Origin of the sequence: Streptomyces fumanus, from assembly GCF_014655295.1 — a bacterium.
GTDB classification, from domain to species: domain Bacteria; phylum Actinomycetota; class Actinomycetes; order Streptomycetales; family Streptomycetaceae; genus Streptomyces; species Streptomyces fumanus.
Window position 1 is genome coordinate 170738 of record NZ_BNBI01000006.1, and the last position, 18209, is coordinate 188946.

General features: G+C 72.2%; 17 protein-coding genes. 9 read left to right on the forward strand and 8 right to left on the reverse strand.

All coding sequences use genetic code 11. The features are described from left to right. Positions 1 to 2 precede the first annotated feature (2 nt). Both IE316_RS14990 and IE316_RS14995 read right to left on the reverse strand, forming a co-directional pair. Entirely contained in the window at positions 3 to 2405 is a 2403-nt protein-coding gene (locus tag IE316_RS14990; RefSeq protein ID WP_190204808.1) for an HAD-IC family P-type ATPase, read from the reverse strand. A 143-nt stretch (positions 2406 to 2548) separates the two neighbouring features. Then, entirely contained in the window at positions 2549 to 2830 is a 282-nt protein-coding gene (locus IE316_RS14995) for a DUF2530 domain-containing protein (RefSeq protein ID WP_190204809.1), read from the reverse strand. Between the two features lie 158 nt (positions 2831 to 2988). On the opposite strand from IE316_RS14995, the gene IE316_RS15000 reads away from it, so the two are divergent. The 4 genes from IE316_RS15000 (at position 2989) to thpR (ending at position 7199) form a co-directional block, all read left to right on the forward strand. After that, the gene (locus tag IE316_RS15000; protein WP_190204810.1) at positions 2989 to 4416 is read left to right on the forward strand and encodes an NCS2 family permease; all 1428 of its coding nucleotides are present in this window, start codon (positions 2989 to 2991) and stop codon (positions 4414 to 4416) included. A 207-nt stretch (positions 4417 to 4623) separates the two neighbouring features. After that, positions 4624 to 5061 (forward strand): MarR family winged helix-turn-helix transcriptional regulator, encoded by a 438-nt coding sequence (locus IE316_RS15005; protein ID WP_190204811.1) that lies wholly within the window; start codon positions 4624 to 4626, stop codon positions 5059 to 5061. 25 nt (positions 5062 to 5086) lie between these two features. Beyond that, complete coding sequence (locus IE316_RS15010; protein WP_190204812.1) at positions 5087 to 6442, forward strand: MFS transporter; 1356 nt, start codon at positions 5087 to 5089, stop codon at positions 6440 to 6442. Positions 6443 to 6626: 184 nt separating this feature from the next. Further along, entirely contained in the window at positions 6627 to 7199 is a 573-nt protein-coding gene (thpR, locus tag IE316_RS15015) for an RNA 2',3'-cyclic phosphodiesterase (protein ID WP_190204813.1), read from the forward strand. 137 nt (positions 7200 to 7336) lie between these two features. Here thpR and IE316_RS15020 read toward each other — a convergent pair whose 3' ends face one another. From IE316_RS15020 to IE316_RS15030, 3 genes are all read right to left on the reverse strand, one after another. After that, positions 7337 to 8329, reverse strand: a complete 993-nt coding sequence (locus IE316_RS15020) for an aldo/keto reductase (protein ID WP_190204814.1) — start codon at positions 8327 to 8329, stop codon at positions 7337 to 7339. 48 nt (positions 8330 to 8377) lie between these two features. After that, positions 8378 to 8965 carry a Uma2 family endonuclease gene (locus IE316_RS15025; protein WP_190204815.1) on the reverse strand — a complete coding sequence of 196 codons (588 nt, stop codon included), beginning with the start codon at positions 8963 to 8965 and terminating at the stop codon, positions 8378 to 8380. A gap of 83 nt (positions 8966 to 9048) precedes the next feature. Then, positions 9049 to 9732 (reverse strand): GDSL-type esterase/lipase family protein, encoded by a 684-nt coding sequence (locus tag IE316_RS15030; RefSeq protein WP_190204816.1) that lies wholly within the window; start codon positions 9730 to 9732, stop codon positions 9049 to 9051. An 88-nt stretch (positions 9733 to 9820) separates the two neighbouring features. On the opposite strand from IE316_RS15030, the gene IE316_RS15035 reads away from it, so the two are divergent. Next, positions 9821 to 10780, forward strand: coding sequence for a lactonase family protein (locus IE316_RS15035; protein WP_190204817.1), 960 nt, complete (start codon positions 9821 to 9823; stop codon positions 10778 to 10780). Here the strand turns inward: IE316_RS15035 and IE316_RS15040 are convergent. Continuing rightward, complete coding sequence (locus tag IE316_RS15040; protein ID WP_190204818.1) at positions 10724 to 11173, reverse strand: ATP-binding protein; 450 nt, start codon at positions 11171 to 11173, stop codon at positions 10724 to 10726. The genes IE316_RS15035 and IE316_RS15040 overlap by 57 nt on opposite strands. Positions 11174 to 11299: 126 nt before the next feature. On the opposite strand from IE316_RS15040, the gene IE316_RS15045 reads away from it, so the two are divergent. Further along, the gene (locus IE316_RS15045; protein ID WP_190204819.1) at positions 11300 to 12172 is read left to right on the forward strand and encodes a helix-turn-helix domain-containing protein; all 873 of its coding nucleotides are present in this window, start codon (positions 11300 to 11302) and stop codon (positions 12170 to 12172) included. Continuing rightward, positions 12165 to 12347 (forward strand): DUF397 domain-containing protein, encoded by a 183-nt coding sequence (locus IE316_RS15050; protein ID WP_190204820.1) that lies wholly within the window; start codon positions 12165 to 12167, stop codon positions 12345 to 12347. Before IE316_RS15045 ends, IE316_RS15050 begins: the two co-directional genes overlap by 8 nt. Before the next feature lie 55 nt (positions 12348 to 12402). Here IE316_RS15050 and serC read toward each other — a convergent pair whose 3' ends face one another. Continuing rightward, a complete protein-coding gene (gene serC / locus IE316_RS15055) occupies positions 12403 to 13521 on the reverse strand; it encodes a phosphoserine transaminase (protein WP_190204821.1) in 1119 nt (372 codons plus the stop codon). A gap of 90 nt (positions 13522 to 13611) precedes the next feature. On the opposite strand from serC, the gene IE316_RS15060 reads away from it, so the two are divergent. Continuing rightward, a complete protein-coding gene (locus IE316_RS15060; RefSeq protein WP_190204822.1) occupies positions 13612 to 16503 on the forward strand; it encodes an FAD-binding and (Fe-S)-binding domain-containing protein in 2892 nt (963 codons plus the stop codon). A gap of 31 nt (positions 16504 to 16534) precedes the next feature. Here IE316_RS15060 and IE316_RS15065 read toward each other — a convergent pair whose 3' ends face one another. Then, the gene (locus IE316_RS15065; RefSeq protein ID WP_190204823.1) at positions 16535 to 16987 is read right to left on the reverse strand and encodes an NUDIX hydrolase; all 453 of its coding nucleotides are present in this window, start codon (positions 16985 to 16987) and stop codon (positions 16535 to 16537) included. 185 nt (positions 16988 to 17172) lie between these two features. Between IE316_RS15065 and IE316_RS15070 the strand changes: the two genes are divergently transcribed. Beyond that, complete coding sequence (locus IE316_RS15070; protein WP_190204824.1) at positions 17173 to 18111, forward strand: EamA family transporter; 939 nt, start codon at positions 17173 to 17175, stop codon at positions 18109 to 18111. The last annotated feature ends 98 nt before the right edge of the window (positions 18112 to 18209 follow it).

Below are 18209 nucleotides of genomic sequence, written 5' to 3' on the forward strand. Positions count from 1 at the left end.
CCCTACGCCGGTACGCGGCGGCCGACCCACCTCCACAGGAGTTCCAGGGCGGCCGCCGCCACCGCGGCGATGCCGACCGCCGCCCACGGCATCGTCGTACCGACCAGCTTCAGGGCGAAGAAGTCCTGCAGCCAGGGCACCGCGAGGACCAGCAGGAACCCGGCGCCCATCGCCAGGACCAGGCCGATCCGCCACCAGGTGTAGGGCCGGGCGATGATCGCCAGGACCCACAGCGAGATCAGGAACAGGGTCAGCGTCGCCGCGCTGGTCTCCGCGTCCAGCGCCCCCGGCCCGCTGTAGTGGTGCCGCGCCACCAGGTACGTCACGAAGGTCGCCACACCGGCCACCGCCCCGCCCGGGATCGCGTACCGCATCACCCGCCGGACGAAGTGCGGCCGCGCCCGTTCCGTGTTGGGGGCGAGGGCGAGGAAGAAGGCCGGGACGCCGATCGTCAGGGTGGACAGCAGGGTGAGGTGGCGGGGCAGGAACGGGTACTCCACCTGCCAGCCCACCACCAGGATCGCCAGCAGCACCGAGTACACCGTCTTGACCAGGAACAGGGTCGCCACCCGGGTGATGTTGCCGATCACCCGGCGGCCCTCGGCGACCACTGACGGCAGCGTGGCGAAGCTGTTGTTCAGCAGCACGATCTGCGCCACCGCCCGGGTCGCCTCCGACCCGGAGCCCATCGCCACCCCGATGTCGGCGTCCTTCAGCGCCAGGACGTCGTTGACGCCGTCGCCGGTCATCGCGACCGTGTGCCCGCGCGACTGCAGGGCGCCGACCATCTCCCGCTTCTGCTGCGGGGTGACCCGCCCGAACACCGTGCCCTCGTCGAGCGCCTCGCCCAGCGGCTCCCGCTCGTCGGGCAGTTGCCGCGCGTCGACCGTCGCGCCGCTCAGCCCCAGCTTGGCGGCGACCGCGCCGACCGACACCGCGTTGTCCCCGGAGACCACCTTGGCGCGGACGTCCTGCTGGGCGAAGTAGCGCAGCGTCTCGGCGGCGTCGGGCCGCAGCTTCTGCTCCAGGACGACCAGGGCGGCCGGTTCGGCGCCCTCGGCCACCCGCGCGTCGTCCAGGCCGCGCCCGGCACGGGCCAGCAGCAGTACCCGCAGGCCCTGTTCGTTGAGCCGCTCGGTTTCGGCCAGGGCGGGGTCCTCGTCGTCCAGCAGCACGTCGGGGGCGCCCAGCAGCCAGGTGGCGGAGGTGCCGTCGCCCTGGTCGAAGGAGGCGCCGCTGTACTTGCGGGCGGAGGAGAAGGGCAGCGCGCCCGTGCGCCGCCAGGTGCCGGCGGTGTCGTCCGGGTACGCGTCGATGATCGCCTGCAGGGATGCGTTCGGCCGCGGGTCGGCCGCGCCCAGCGCGCCGAGCACCCGCCGTACGTACCCCTCCTCGGCGCCGTTCAGCGGGCGCAGCCCGGTGACGTCCATGCCGCCCTCGGTGAGCGTGCCCGTCTTGTCCAGGCAGACCGTGTCGACGCGGGCCAGGCCCTCGATCGCGGGCAGCTCCTGCACCAGGCACTGCTTGCGGCCCAGCCGGATCACGCCGATCGCGAAGGCGACCGAGGTGAGCAGCACCAGGCCCTCCGGGACCATGGGCACGATGCCGCCGACGGTGCGGGCGACGGAGTCCTTGAGGTCGTTGTCCTCGCCGACCAACTGGCTGATGATCAGGCCGATCGCGGTCGGCACCATCATCCAGGTGACGTACTTCAGGATGGTGGAGATCCCGGAGCGCAGCTCGGAGTGGACCAGGGTGAACCGGGACGCCTCCTCGGCCAACTGCGCGGCGTACGCCTCCCGCCCCACCTTGACCGCCCGGTACGCCCCGCCGCCCGCGACCACGAAACTGCCGGACATCACCTGGTCGCCGGGGCGCTTGACCACCGGGTCGGCCTCGCCGGTGAGCAGCGACTCGTCGATCTCCAGCCCGTCCGCCTCGACGCACACCCCGTCCACGACGGCCTTGTCCCCGGGCCCGAACTCGATCACGTCGTCCAGCACGATCTCGGAGGTGCCGACCTCGGTGGCGGTCCCGTCCCGCCGCACCCGGGGCCGCACCTCGCCGATCAGGGCGAGCGAGTCCAGGGTCTGCTTGGCCCGCCACTCCTGGAAGATGCCGATCCCGGTGTTGGCGAGGATCACGAACCCGAACAGGCTGTCCTGGATCGGCGCCACGATCAGCATGATCACCCAGAGCACACCGATGATCGCGTTGAACCGGGTGAAGACATTGGCCCGCACGATGTCGACCAGCGACCGGCTGCTGCGCACCGGCACGTCGTTGACCTGCCCCCGGGCCACCCGTTCGGCGACCTCGGCGGTACTGAGCCCGCGCGCCGCCGACGGGGGCAGCGGCACGGGGTGCACGGGATCGAGCTCGGCGCCCGCGTCGATGTGCGTCATGCCTTCGACGGTACGGGCGGACGTACGGCTTCACCCGGCGAGGACGGGCAAGATCCGACCAGCGGAGGACGGGCCCGGCCGGGATGTGCTGCCCTGGTACTACGAGGCGGCGTCCCGGGGGTACCAGAGGCGTCCCCGGGGTACTACGAGGCGTCCCCGGCGTACGACGACGACGCGTCCCCGGCCCGGGAGCGCTTGATCGCGGCGTCGCGCCGGCGGACGTACCAGACGCCGATCAGGCCGAGGCCGCCGCCGGCCAGGCAGGTCCACAGCCACCAGGTGTGCCCGTGGTCGTCGTACCAGCCGTAGAACGGGAGCTGGGCCAGGAAGAGGACGAACCAGATGACGGTGCCGCCGGTGATGGTGGCGACCACGGGGCCCTCCAGGGGCTCCGGCGCCTCGTGCTTCGGTGTCCACTTCGCCATGCGCACAGCTTACGAGGCCCCTCCGACACGCCCCGCGCCACGCGGGTCTACGCGCGGAGATGGCGTTATCTCCTTCATATGTTCATACTGAACGCGTTTGTCCTTGACCACTTTCATTCGTAGAAAACACCAAAAGGCCGTGGGGGAGCCTGCTGGTGATGAGGTCTTTCATGTCCACCGAGGGCCGTCCCCAGCAGAACGCGCTCGACCGCTACTTCAAGATCTCCGAGCGCGGCAGCACCCTCGCCCGTGAGGTCCGTGGCGGCTTCGCCACCTTCTTCGCGATGGCCTACATCATCGTGCTGAACCCGATCATCCTCGGCAGCGCCAAGGACATGTACGGGCACCAGCTCGACAACGGCCAACTGGTCACCGCCACCGCCGTGACCGCCGCGTTCACCACGCTCCTGATGGGCGTCATCGGCAATGTGCCGATCGCGCTCGCCGCCGGTCTCGGCGTGAACTCGGTCGTCGCGCTCCAGCTCGCCCCCCGGATGTCCTGGCCGGACGCCATGGGCATGGTCGTGCTGGCCGGTTTCGTGGTGATGCTCCTGGTCGCCACCGGGCTGCGCGAGCGCGTGATGAACGCCGTGCCGTTCGGGCTGCGCAAGGCCATCTCCATCGGCATCGGCCTGTTCGTGATGCTGGTCGGCCTGGTCGACTCCGGGTTCGTCACCCGGATGCCGGACGCGGCCGGAACCACCGTCCCGGTCCAGTTGGGCAACGGCGGCCACCTGCTCGGCTGGCCGGTGCTGATCTTCGTCCTCGGTGTGCTGCTCACCCTGGCGCTGATCGTGCGCAAGGTGGCCGGCGCGATCCTGATCTCCATCGTGGTGATGACGGTCCTCGCGGTGATCGTCAACGCGGTCGCCGACATACCGTCCTGGGGCCTGACCACCCCGAAGTGGCCCGGCAACCCCGTCTCCAGCCCCGACTTCTCGCTGGTCGGCCAGGTCAGCCTGTTCGGCGGGTTCGAGAAGGTCGGTGTGCTCACCGGCGTGCTGTTCGTCTTCACCGTGCTGCTCTCGTGCTTCTTCGACGCGATGGGCACGATCATGGGCGTCAGCGACGAGGCCAAGCTGACCGACGCCGAGGGCCAGATGCCCGGCATCAACAAGGTCCTGTTCGTCGACGGTGTCGCCGTCGCCGCCGGCGGTGCCAGCTCCTCCTCGGCCACCACGGCGTTCGTAGAGTCCACGGCCGGCGTCGGCGAGGGCGCCCGTACCGGCTTCGCCAGCGTGGTCACCGGCGCGCTGTTCGCCGTCGCGCTGTTCCTCACGCCGATCGCCACCATGGTGCCGTCCCAGGCGGCCACCCCGGCGCTGATCGCGGTGGGCTTCCTGATCCTCTCCGGCTCGATCACCAAGATCGACTGGGCGGACTTCACGATCGCCATCCCGGCCTTCGTGACCATGCTGATGATGCCGTTCACGTACTCGATCACCAACGGCATCGGCATGGGCTTCATCACCTTCTCGCTGCTGCGCCTGGCGGCCGGGCGCGGGCGCGAGGTGCCGGTGGCGATGTACGTCGTCTCCGCGGTGTTCGCCTTCTACTACCTGATGCCGGCCCTCGGCCTCACGTGACCCCGTAGGAGGCGGTCACGCCGAGCGAGCGAGCGTCCGGACGGTACCCACCGTCCGGACGCTCGTCCGTTTCCGCCGCCCGACGGCGTGCCGCGTGCCGCGTGCGCGCCCCTCGTCCGGGTGATACGAGGGTGCAGTGGCGGGAGTCACGGGAACCGGACACCCCAGCAGTGGTCCTTCGTAAGACTAATGAGTTAGGCTAAAGACATGCCGGACCTCAGCCATGGCGACGACGCCGCCGCCGTGAACTCCCTCCGATCCGCCGTGATGCGGTTGTCCCGTCGGCTCAAGCACCAGCGGGTCGACGAGTCGCTCAGCCCGACCGAGATGTCGGTGCTGGGCACCCTCTCCAACTGCGGCAGCGCCACCCCGGGCGAACTGGCCCGCAAGGAGCACGTGCAGCCGCCGTCGATGACCCGCATCGTGGCCCTGCTGGAGGCCAAGGGACTGGTCCGGCTGGAGCCGCACCCCGAGGACCGGCGCCAGAAGGTCGTGACGCAGACCGAGCAGGCCGTGGTCATGCTCGAGGAGAGCCGCCGCAAGCGGAACGCGTTCCTGGCCACGCTGGTGGAGGGGCTCGACGAGGACGAGTGGGCGAAGATCCGCGCCGCCGCCCCCGTACTGGAGAAACTCGCACACCTGTAAGCAGCGCACCGAGGAGGCGACCTTTTTGAGTACGGGACCCGGAGCAGCTTCCGCCCCCGCACCTGACCACCACGACACGCTTTCCGGGCCCCGGCGCGGAACGTCCATGTTCGCCTCCCTGAAGGTCAGGAACTACCGCCTGTTCTTCATGGGCCAGGTCGTCTCCAACATCGGCACCTGGATGCAGCGCATCGCCCAGGACTGGCTGGTGCTCTCCCTCACCGGGTCCTCCGCGGCGGTCGGCATCACGACCGCGCTGCAGTTCCTGCCGATGCTGCTCTTCGGCCTCTACGGCGGCGTCCTCGTCGACCGGCTGCGCAAGCGCCCCACGCTGCTGGTCACCCAGTCGGCGATGGCGCTGACCGCGATCTTCCTCGCCGTCCTCACCCTGACCGGGCACGTCGAGGTCTGGCACGTCTACCTCGCCGCGTTCGCCATGGGCCTGGCCACCGTGATGGACAACCCGGCCCGGCAGTCCTTCGTCTCCGAGCTGGTCGGCCCCGACCAGTTGCAGAACGCGGTCAGCCTGAACTCGGCCAACTTCCAGTCCGCCCGGCTGGTCGGCCCCGCCGTCGCCGGCGTGATGATCACCGGCGTGGGCACCGGCTGGGCGTTCCTCGCCAACGGCCTGTCCTTCGTGGCGCCGCTGACCGGGCTGCTGCTGATGCGCGCCCGGGACCTCCACGTCGTCCGGCGCGCGCCGCGCGGCAAGGGCCAGTTGCGGGAGGGCCTGCGGTACGTCGCCGGGCGGCCCGAGCTGATCTGGACGATCGTGCTGGTCGGCTTCATCGGCACCTTCGGCTTCAACTTCCCGGTCTTCCTCTCCGCCTTCGCCGACGACGTCTTCGACGCGGGCGCGGGCGAGTACAGCCTGTTCAACACGTTGATGGCGGTCGGCTCACTGGCCGGCGCGCTGCTGGCCGCGCGGCGCGGCACGGCCCGGCTGCGGGTGCTGATCGCGGCGGCGCTCGGCTTCGGTGCGCTGGAGATCGCCGCCGCCGTCGCCCCCACGCTGTGGCTGTTCGCGCTGCTCATGGTGCCGATCGGGGTGTTCAGCATGACGGTGAACGTCACCGCCAACACCAGCATCCAGATGTCCACCGACCCGGCCATGCGGGGCCGGGTCATGGCCCTCTACATGATGGTCTTCCTCGGCGGCTCGCCGGTCGGCGCCCCGATCGTCGGCTGGGTCACCGACACCTACGGCCCCCGGGTCGGCTTCGCGGCCGGCGGCACCGTCGCCGCCCTCGCCGCGGCGGTCATCGGCCTGATCCTGGCCCGCGTCGGCAACCTCCGCCTCACCATCGGCTGGCACCACGGCCACCCCCGCCTCCACTTCGTCCCCCGCGACCAGCAGGAGGAACTGGCCCGGGCGGCGTAGCTCAGTCCCTGGGGCCAGTCGAACATGACGTCCAGGGTCAGCCCGGCGCTCTCCTCGGCCATCTCGATCCTGTCTGCGAGATCGGTCATCGTGGCGTTCCTCCCCGGCCGCCGCTCGCTGCGGACGGCCGAGCGGTACAACGATATGCACGGTGACCAGGACACCCCCCGGGCACACTGGGCCCATGAGACTCTTCGCCGCCGTGCTGCCGCCCGAGGACGTCGTCGACGCGCTGGCCGCCGAGGTGGGGCGGCTGAAGGGGCTGCCGGGGGCGGAGGGGCTGCGATGGACCGGGCGGGCGGGGTGGCACTTCACCCTCGCCTTCTACGGGGAGGTCGACGACGCCCGCGTACCGGAGCTGGCGGAGCGGCTGGGCCGGGCGGCGCGGCGGACCCCGCCGTTCGGGCTGGCGCTGCGCGGGGGCGGGCAGTTCGGGCACGGGCGGGCGCTGTGGACCGGCGCGGCCGGGGAGCTGCGGCCCCTCGCACTGCTGGCCGCGCGGGCCGAGGCGGCGGGCCGCAAGGCGGGTGTGACGACGCAGGAGCACCGCCGGTACGTCCCGCACCTGACCGTCGCCCGGAGCCGGGAGGCGTGCGACGTACGGGCGTACCTGGCGGCGCTCGACGGGTTCACCAGCCGCACCTGGACCGTGGACGAGCTGGTCCTGGTCCGCAGCAACCTGCCCGCCTCCGGGGTGCCGGGCGAACGCCCCCGGTACGAGGCGGTCGCCCGCGAGCCGCTCGGCCGGGCCGGTTAGGCTCGGTGCCGTGGACCCGAAAACCCGGAACCGGATCATGGCCGGTGTGCTTGTGCTGATGCTCGTGGTGGTGGCGGTGGCGGCGGCGGTCGGCTAGCCCGCGCGCCCGCCGCCGCTCTCCGGACTGCCGCCGCCCGCTACCAGGCGAACGCCTCCGGGGACGGCCCCGGGCCGGGGAAGATCTCGTCCAGGCCGTCCAGCACCTCCTGGGAGAGTTCCAGCTCCACGGCCCGCAGCGCCGACGTGAGCTGCTCGGCGGTGCGCGGGCCGACGATCGGGCCGGTCACGCCGGGCCGGGTGAGCAGCCAGGCCAGCGCGGCCTCGCCGGGCTCCAGCCCGTGCTTGTCGAGCAGGTCCTCGTACGCCTGGACGCGGGCGCGGCCCGCGGGGTCGGCGAGCGTCTCGGCGGTCCGGCCGGTCGCCCGGCGGCCGCCCTTGACCTCCTTCTTGATGACCCCGCCGAGCAGCCCGCCGTTCAGCGGCGACCAGGGGATCACGCCGAGCCCGTACTCCTGGGCGGCCGGGATGACCTCCATCTCGGCGCGGCGCTCCGCGAGGTTGTAGAGGCACTGCTCGCTGACCAGGCCGATGGTGCCGCCGCGCCGGGCGGCGGTCTCGTTGGCCTGCGCGATCTTGTAGCCGGGGAAGTTCGAGGACCCCGCGTACACGATCTTGCCCTGCTGGACCAGGACGTCGATCGCCTGCCAGATCTCGTCGAACGAGGTGTCCCGGTCGATGTGGTGGAACTGGTAGAGGTCGATGTGGTCGGTGCGCAGCCGCTTGAGGCTGGCGTCGACCGCCCGCCGGATGTTCACGGCGGAGAGCTTGTCGTGGTTGGGCCAGGCCGCGCCGTCGGCGCCCATGTTGCCGTACACCTTGGTGGCGAGGACGACCTTGTCGCGCCGGCCGCCGCCCTGCGCGAACCAGTTGCCGATGATCTCCTCGGTGCGGCCCTTGTTCTCGCCCCAGCCGTAGACGTTGGCGGTGTCGAAGAAGTTGATGCCCGCGTCCAGGGCCGCGTCCATGATCGCGTGACTGTCGGGCTCGTCGGTCTGCGGACCGAAGTTCATCGTCCCGAGGACGAGCCGGCTGACCTTGAGTCCCGTGCGTCCGAGCTGCGTGTACTCCATGGTCCCCAAGACAACGACCTTGAGTGCGCTCCAGGCAAGCGGGGGTGATCAGTCGCGGGGGAAGCCGGCGGTGCGCAGGGTGAGACCGAGGGGCGTGCCGGTGAGGTCCAGGTCGTGGCCGAAGCCGACGGTGGTCTCGGTGATGTACTCGCCGTCCTTCGGCTGGGTGTAGACGTGGCACTTGCCCTGGTAGGGGTCGGCGATCAGGTAGACGGGCACCTCGGCGACGGCGTACGCGGTCTTCTTCGGGCCGTAGTCGTTGGCGGCGGTGCCCTGCGAGATGACCTCGGCGACGAACTCCACGTCCTCGTAGCGCCAGTGACCGGTCTCGTCCGGCTCGGCGCCGTCGCGGAGCTTGGCGACGTCCGGGCAGAAGCCGTTCTGGTGGCCGGGGAAGTCGATGCGGACGTCGGAGACGACCTCGGTGTTCATCCCGAACCTGTCTTCGACGGCCCGGACGATCCAGCGGATGATGTGCCAGTGCGTGCTCCGCTGCGGTGTCATGTGGACGCTGCCCCCGACGATCTCGACCCTGAATCCTTCGGGGACGGGCATCTTCTCAAGCCGCTCGAACCACGCGTCGAGGCTCTCGGTGCTGACGTCGGCCATGGCGATCCTGTCGTCTACGACGGTCATCGTGGCACTCCTCCCCGGCGGCTCCCCGTACGGAAACCACCGCGCGGTACAACGATACGCACGGCGCCCAGGACACGGACGGACTAGTGACCCCCGTACGGGCCGCCCAGCCCCCACCCCTGGTGCATCGCGTCCGCGAAGGCCGCGGCGATCTTGTGTTCGCCCGAGGCGCCGGGGTGGGTGCCGTCGTAGGTGTCCGCGCGGAGGTCGTACGTGGGCGGCGCGGAGGCCAGCAGCAGCGGGGAGCGGGGTTCGGCCAGGTCGGCGACGGCCTTGGCGAGCAGGTCGTTGAAGAGGGCGACCTGGGCGGCGAAGGCCGGGTCCTGATGGGCCCTGATGTTCGGGATCACCGGCAGCAGCACCATGCGGACGCGGGGGCGGGCCGCGCGGGCCCCGGCGACGAAGCGGTGGACGTTCTCGGCGGTCTGCTCGGCGTTGGTGTAGAAGCCGAGGTCGATCAGGCCGAGGGCGACCAGCAGCACGTCCGCGTCGTGCTCCCGGACCGCCTCCCCGATCAGCGGGGCCATGTGCAGCCAGCCCTCGCCCCAGCCGGCCAGGTGGGCGCGGGGGAAGCCGGGGTCGGGGTCGGCGTAGGCGAGGGAGACGGGCGCGTCCGCGGCCTTGTCGTAGAGCGTCTCGCGGGGGCCGACGAAGGTGAACGGACCGCCGTACTCCGCGCACAGGTGCCGCCACAGCCGGTAGCGCCACGTGTGTTCGCCCGCGCTCCCGATCGTCTGGGAGTCACCGACGGGCATGAACCTGAGCATCCGCTCATCATGGACGATCCGGGCGCCCGGTGCGATGTGAACCCGGCCACCGCCGTGAACGCCCGTACGTGATGGCAGGCTTGGGCCCATGCGCCGACCCTTCGCCCTTCTCGCCGCGGCCCTCCTCGCGGGTGCCGTCGCCACGCCCGCCCACGCCGTCGACGGGGACAAGGGGTTCACCATCCGGGACCCGAGGATCACCGAGTCCAGCGGCCTGGCCGCCTCCCGTCTGCACCCCGGCATCTACTGGACCCACAACGACCAGGACACCAGCCTGTACGCGGTGGACGGCAAGACCGGCGAGACGGTCGCCCGCGTCACCCTCTCCGGGGTCGGCACGCCCCGGGACATGGAGGCGATCTCCATCGGCCCGGACAACCGGATCTACGTCGGCGACATCGGCGACAACTTCGGCGGCAAGTGGCCGAACGTATGGATCTACGAGCTGCCCGAGCCGACCGAACTGAAGGATCAGACGGTCAAGGCCACCCAGTACGTCGTGAAGTACGCGGACGGGCCGCGCGACGCCGAGTCCCTGGTCGTCCACCCGAAGACCGGCCGCGTCTACATCATCGACAAGAACGAGGAGGGCGGTCACCTCTACGAGGGCCCGGCCCAGCTCTCCGCCTCCGGCACCAACGTCTTCGAGCCGACCGCCGCGGTCGACCTGTGGGCCACCGACGCGGCGTTCTCGCCGGACGGCCGGCAGCTCACCGTACGCGGTTACCTCGGGGGCCTGTACTACGACTGGAACGACGGCAAGATCGCGCGCAAGGGCCGGATCAGCGTGCCGCTGGGGCAGGGCGAGTCCGTCACCTACACCGTCGACGGCAGGAAGCTGCTGCTCGGCATGGAGGGCACGGGCAGCGCGGTGAAGGCCGAGGACGCGCCCGGCGCGACGCCGTCCACCGGAAGCGGGAGCCCGTCGGCCTCTGGCGACGGCACGGGCGGCGGCACGGACAGCGGCACGCTGAAGATCGGCGGGGCGGCCCTACTGGTCGCCGTGGTCGCCCTGTTCGGCCTGCGCAAACTGTTCCGCCGGGGCTGAGTCCGCGCCGGTCTTCCACCTGGCCCACACGCACTTCGCGTACGCCTCCTGACGGCACCCCCAGGAGTCGGCCAGCGCCGCCACGAGGGCGAGTCCGCGTCCGCCCTCCTCGCCGGGGCCCGAGTCGTGGACCCGGGGGAGCCGGTCGCGGTCGGGGTCGGAGACCTCCAGGAGCACCTCCGTGCCGTCGACGGCCAGTATCACGCGGACCTGCGCGTGGGAGACGCGGCAGTGGGTCACGGCGTTGGTGACCAGCTCGTTGGCGAGCAGCGTGACGACCTCGGCGTGGTCACCGGTGATCCCCCAGCCGGTGAGGACCTGACGGACCTGCTGCCGGGCGACAGCGACGTGCCGCTTGCGCTTGGGGATGCGGAAGATTTCTGAGGCGGGCATGGGCGTATTCGACATCTGCAAAACACTGACTGCGGAATGTATGCGGAGGTCTCACTCGATCGTGTGATGCGGGGCAGAGATGGGCAGAGCGCGTGACAGGGTGGCGTGCGGAGAGGGGAGGTCCACATGCCCGCAGGGGGACGGCCGACGGTCCGCAGCAGGCGGCTCGGCACGGCACTCAGGCAGTACCGGCAGGCCGCCAAGCTCGACCAGCCGCAGGCCGCCGAAGTGATCGCTTCGAGTCAGGCGAGGATCAGCCGCGTGGAAAGCGGACACGCCACCCCGCGCGTCATCGAGGTACGGCTGCTGCTCGACGCCTACGGAGTCACCGACGCGCAGGTGCGGGACCGGCTGGAGGACCTGGCCAAGCACTCGAAGAAGCCCGGATGGTGGCTGGAGTACGCGGGTCGCCTGCGGCCGGACTACCTGGACCACATCGCTCTCGAGGACGACGCGAGTCACATCAGGCAGTGGCAGCCCGTTCTGGTCCCGGGACTTCTGCAGACGCCTGCCTACGCGGAGACGATCATCACCGAGGGACCCCGCGAACTGTCTTCCGAACAGATCGCGGAGCTGGTGAAGGTCCGGAGCCGCCGACAGGAGAGGATCGCCGAAGGCGGAGTCAGATACACCGTCGTTCTCTGGCAGGCGGTCATCACGTACCCCCTGCTGTCGTCCGCCGTCCACCGCGAGCAATTGACGGCCCTCCTCCGAGCGGCCCGGCGGAAGAACGTCACCCTTCAGATCCTGCCGTTCAGTTCCGGCACACTCGCGGCCGGCACCTCGGCCTTCGCCGCCTTCAGTTTCGACTCCGATGCCGTGGTCGAAGTCGTCACGATGGACGATCTGATGAGCACGACGATCCTGGAGAACCCGGACGACCTCGCGCACCATGCCCGGACGTTCGACCTCCTGCAATCGGCAGCGCTGTCACCGGCGGAGAGCGCGGAACTCATCCAGAGCAAGCTGCGAACGATGGAGGAAGACCCCCATGCCTGAAATAACAGGCCCCTTCCGGAAGTCCTCGTACTCCACTCAGGAAGGCGAATGCGTCGAAGTAGCCGCCACCACTGACCACGGCCGAGCCGTCCGCGACAGCAAGGCACCCGGCGACGGCCCCCTCCTCACCGTCTCCCGCGAGAGCTGGGCCGCGTTTCTGCGGATGCTCGGGTGAGCGAAGGGCGCCCGGTGGGGAACCGGGCGCCCTTCGTCGTCTCGGCGCGGAGCCGCTACAGGCGCTCGATGACGTAGTCGACGCACTTCGTCAGGGCCTCGACGTCCGACGGGTCGATCGCCGGGAACATCGCGACGCGGAGCTGGTTGCGGCCCAGCTTGCGGTACGGCTCGGTGTCGACGATGCCGTTGGCGCGGAGCACCTTGGCGACGGCGGCGGCGTCCACCTCGTCGGTGAAGTCGATCGTGCCGATGACCGCTGAGCGCTTGGCCGGGTCGGCGACGAACGGGGAGGCGAACTTCACGTCCTCGGCCCAGCCGTACAGCGTCCGCGCGGAGGTCGCCGTGCGGCGGACCGCCCAGTCCAGGCCGCCCTGGCCGTTGAGCCAGTCCACCTGCTCGCCGAGCAGGAACAGCGTGGCCAGCGCGGGGGTGTTGTACGTCTGGTTCTTGCGGGAGTTGTCGATCGCGGTCGGCAGCGAGAAGAACTCCGGGACGTGCCGGCCGGAGGCGTGGATCCGCTCGGCGCGCTCGATGGCGGCCGGGGAGAACAGGCCGATCCACAGGCCGCCGTCGGCGGCGAAGGACTTCTGCGGGGCGAAGTAGTAGACGTCCGTCTCGGCGACGTCGACCGGGAGGCCGCCCGCGCCGGAGGTGGCGTCGACCAGGACCAGGGCGCCCTCGTCGGCGCCGGCCACCCGCTTGATGGGCATGGCGACACCGGTCGAGGTCTCGTTGTGGGTGAGGGCGTACACGTCCACGCCCGCCTCGGCGACCGGCTCCGGGTGGGTGCCCGGGTCGGCGGAGATGACGTCCGGGTCGGCCAGCCAGGGGGCGAGCTTGGCGGCCTTGGCGAACTTCGAGCTGAACTCGCCGAAGCTGAGGTGCTGCGACCTGTTCTCGATCAGGCCGTGGGTCGCGATGTCCCAGAACGCGGTGGAGCCGCCGTTGCCGAGGACCACCTCGTAGCCGTCGGGGAGCTGGAACAGCTCGCGCAGGCCCTCGCGCACCTTGCCGACCAGGTTCTTCACCGGGGCCTGGCGGTGGGAGGTGCCCATCAGGGACGTACCGGTCGCGGCCAGCGCGTCCAGCGCTTCCGTCCGCACCTTGGAGGGGCCCGCGCCGAAACGTCCGTCGGCGGGCTTGATGTCAGCGGGAATCTGGATCTCAGCCACGAGCGCGAGCGTATCCCCTCGGAGAAACCGGACGGAAACGTGTCCGTTCGATGAGACACGGTGAGGGATCGCCCGGAGCATGCTGGAGGCATGACCGATCTTGAGGCAGCGCTGCGGAAGGCCGTCCGGGGCGAGGTCGGCTTCGACGTGACCTCCCGGGCGCTCACCACCATGGACGCCTCCAACTACCGCCGGGTCCCGCTCGGGGTGGTCGCTCCCCGGGACGCCGACGACGTGGCCGCCGTACTGGAGGTGTGCCGGGCGCACGGCGTGCCGGTCGTGCCGCGCGGCGGCGGCACCTCGATCGCGGGGCAGGCCACCGGCACGGGCGTGGTGCTGGACTTCACCCGGCACATGAACCGGCTGCTCGCCCTGGACCCGGCGGCCCGGACCGCCGTCGTGCAGCCGGGGCTGGTGCTGGACCGGCTCCAGGAGGCCGCCGCCCCGCACGGCCTGCGCTTCGGCCCCGATCCCTCCACCCACAGCCGCTGCACGCTCGGCGGCATGATCGGCAACAACGCGTGCGGCTCGCACTCGGTGGCCTGGGGGACGACCGCCGACAGCGCCCGGGAGCTGGAGGTGCTCACCGCGCGCGGCGAGAAGCTGCGGCTCGGCCGGGGGTGGGCCGGGGCGCCGCGCGGGCTGCGGGAGCTGGTGGACGGGGACCTCGCGCACCTGCGCACCGGCTTCCCCGACCTGCCGCGCCGGATCTCCGGGTACGCCCTGGACGCGCTGCTGCCCGAGAAGGGCGCGGACGTCGCCCGGTCCTTCTGCGGCTCCGAGGGCACCCTCGGCGTGCTGACCGAGGCCGTCGTCCGCCTGGTCGAGGCACCGCCCGCGCGGGCGCTCGCCGTGCTCGGCTACGGCGACGAGGGCGCCGCGGCCGAGGCGGCGGCCGGACTGCTGGCGCACCGGCCGCTGACCGTGGAGGGCATGGCCGCCGACCTGGTGCCGGAACCGGCCGGGCTGCCGCGCGGCGGGGCCTGGCTGTTCGTGGAGACCGGCGGGCGGACGGCGGCCGAGGCGCGGGCGCGGGCCGAGGCGGTGGTCCGCGCCGCCGATGTGCTGGACGCGTGCGTGGTGACCGACCCGGCCGGGCAGCGGGCCCTGTGGCGGGTGCGCGAGGACGCCGCCGGTACGGCCACGCGGATGCCGGACGGCTCCGAGGCGTGGCCCGGCTGGGAGGACTGCGCGGTGCCGCCGGCCCGGCTCGGCGCGTACCTGCGCGACTTCCGGGCGCTGCTGGCCGCGCACGGGCTGCGCGGCACGCCGTACGGGCACTTCGGGGACGGCTGCATCCACGTCCGCATCGACTTCGACCTGCTGACCCGCGCCGGGGTCACCCGGTTCCGCCGCTTCTCCGAGGAGCTGGCCGACCTCGTCGCGGCGCACGGCGGCTCGCTCTCCGGCGAACACGGCGACGGCCAGGCCCGCGCCGAACTGCTGCCCCGCGTGTACGGCGCCGGGACCGTCGCCCTGTTCGAACGCGCCAAGGCCCTCTGGGACCCGGACGACCTGCTCAACCCGGGGACGCTGGTCCGCCCGGCCCCCCTCGACACCAACCTCCGCTTCGCCGTCCTGCCCCGCCGCCCGGTCGACGTCGCCTTCGGCTACCCGGCCGACGGCGGCGACTTCTCCGCCGCGGTACGCCGCTGCGTCGGCGTCGCCAAGTGCCGTACGGCCACGGCGGCGGGCCCGGCCGTGATGTGCCCCTCCTTCCGGGCCACCGGCGAGGAGGAGCACTCCACGCGCGGCCGGGCCCGGCTGCTGCACGAGATGCTCGCCGGGGAACTGATCACCGACGGCTGGCGCTCCCCGGAGGTCCGCGACGCCCTCGACCTCTGCCTGTCCTGCAAGGGCTGCCGCTCGGACTGCCCGGTCGGCGTCGACATGGCCACGTACAAGGCGGAGTTCCTCCACCACCACTACGCCGGGCGCCGCCGCCCCGCCGCGCACTACGCCCTGGGTCAACTGCCGCGCTGGCTGCGCTGGGCCTCGCGGACCCGGGCGGTACCGGTGATCAACGCGCTGGCCTCCGTACGCCCGCTGGCCGCCCTGGCGAAACGGGCGGCCGGGATCGCCCCCGAGCGGGCGCTGCCCGCGCTGGCGGGGGAGACGTTCACCCGGTGGTGGCAGCGGCGGCGGCGCCGGCCCGCGGGTTCCGGGGACATGGTCGTGCTGTGGCCCGACACCTTCACCGAGCACCTCTCGCCGTCCGTGGGCCGCGCGGCCGTACGGGTCCTGGAGGCGGCCGGGCTGCGGGTGGTGCTGCCGCCGACGCTGCAACTGCCGCGCGGGGCGCTCGGGGACGGCCGTACCCGCACGCCCGCCGCGCTGCTCGGTGCCCGGCGCGGCCGGGTGTGCTGCGGGCTGACGTACGTCTCGACGGGCCAGCTCGACCACGCCCGGGCCGTCCTGCTGCGCACCCTTGGCCTGATGGCCCCGGTCCTGGACACCGATGCCCCGGTCGTCGTGCTGGAGCCGAGCTGCGCCGCCGCGCTCCGCGCCGACCTGCCCGAACTGCTCCCCGACGACCCCCGCGCCGCCGCCCTCGCCGCCCGCGTCCTCACCTTCGCCGAGACCCTGGAACGCTACGCCCCCGGCTGGACGCCGCCCGCGCTGGACCGGCCGGTCGCCGGGCAGACCCACTGCCACCAGCACGCGGTCCTCGGCGACGCGGCCGACCGGCGACTGCGCGCCGCCGCGGGCCTCACCGGGGAGCTGAGCGGCGGCTGCTGCGGGCTGGCCGGCAACTTCGGTTTCGAGGCCGGGCACTACGAGGTGTCGGTCGCCTGCGCGGAGGACCAGTTGCTGCCGGCGCTGCGGGAGGCACCGGCCGGGGCGGTGGTCCTGGCGGACGGCTACTCCTGCCGGACGCAGATGGAACAGCTCGCGGGGGTGCGGGGGCGGCATGTGGCGGAGGTGCTGGCGGAGGGGCTGGGGGAGGGGTTGGGGGAAGGGCTGGGCGAGGGGCTGGAGTGACGCCTGGCGCCGCTCCGTCCCGGCCGCCCTGTCAAGGGACCGTCTCGCCCCGTACCAGCGGGCGGCACACCGGCTGGACGTCCTCCGGCAGCTCCTCCGGGCGGCACCAGCGGGCCTCCAGGATCTCCCTCGGGTCCAGGCGCAGCTCGCCGCCGGTCAGACGGGCCTCGTAGGCCACCTCCAGGCGGGTGCGGAAGCCGCTGTTCAGCATGACCAGGTCGCCCACCGCCACGTCGAGGCCGGTCTCCTCCTTGACCTCGCGGACCACGGTCCGCCGGAAGTCCTCGCCCTTGTGCGCGAAGCCGCTCGGCAGCCCCCACTGGCGGCCGGGCGGCCACATCCGGTGCCTCAGCAGCAGCACCCGTCCCTCACCGTCACGCACCACGCCCGTGACGCCGACGACGAACTTGGCGTTCAGGCACCACATCAGGCGGCTCTGCACGGGCCGCAGCGCACGCCACAGCCGGACGAGCAGTCGTCTCACCGAACCTCCGGAAACGGGGGAGTCACTCGCTGCGGACGGTACCCCGGGGCCGCGCGTTGACAGCCACGTACCCCGCCCTGGACAGTTGCATGGCAGGGTCGTACGGCTGACACAGTCCATCACCGTGCACCTGGCAGTACAGTGAAGTGAACCTCGTACGGTCGTCCAGCGTCCCCGGAGCCCCCGTGACCACCCCCAGCGCCGACCCCGGCACCCCGATCCCGGCCGCCCCCGCGGCGGCCCCCGCCTCCGTGCCGGGCGTCGCCCCCGGCCGCCGGGGCTCCCTGGGGCCGGTCGGCCTGGTGCTCGCCGGGGGGCTGTCCGTGCAGTTCGGCGGCGCCCTCGCGGTGACCCTGATGCCCCGCGCCGGGGCGCTCGGCATCGTCACCCTGCGCCTGGTGGTGGCCGCCGCGGTGCTGCTGCTGGTCTGCCGGCCCCGACTGCGCGGGCACTCCCGCGCCGACTGGGGCACGGTGATCGTCTTCGGCGTCACCATGGCCGGTATGAACGGCCTCTTCTACCAGGCCGTCGACCGCATCGCCATGGGCCCGGCGGTCACCCTGGAGGTCCTCGGCCCGCTCACGCTCTCCGTCGTCACCTCCCGCCGCGCCGTCAACCTGGTCTGGGCCGCCCTCGCCCTCACGGGCGTCTTCCTCCTGGGCGGCGGCGGGTTCGACGGCCTCGACCCCGCCGGTGCCGCCTTCGCGCTGGCGGCGGGCGGGATGTGGGCCGCGTACATCGTCTTCAGCGCCCGCACCGGCCGCCGCTTCCCGCAGGCCGACGGTCTCGCCCTCGCCATGGCGGTCGGCGCGCTGCTGTTCCTGCCGCTGGGCATCGCCGAGTCCGGCACCAAGCTGCTGGACCCGGTGACGCTCGGCCTCGGCGCGGCCGTCGCGCTGCTCTCCTCCGTCCTGCCGTACACCCTCGAACTGCTCGCCCTGCGCCGCCTGCCCTCGGCCACCTTCGCGGTCCTGATGAGCCTCGAACCCGCCATCGCCGCGCTGGCCGGCTTCCTCGTCCTCGACCAGGCCCTGGCCGCCTCCCAGGCCGCCGCCATCGCCCTGGTCGTCGCGGCCAGCATGGGGGCGGTGCGTACGCAGGTGGGGCGGGGGCGGAAGGAGTAACGGCGGCAGGGGAGGCGGAGGTCGCCGGTCCGCGCCCGGGGTCCCGGGGCGGGCCGGTTTTTTCACCGGGCCAATTCATGCAAGCACGCTTGATTGTT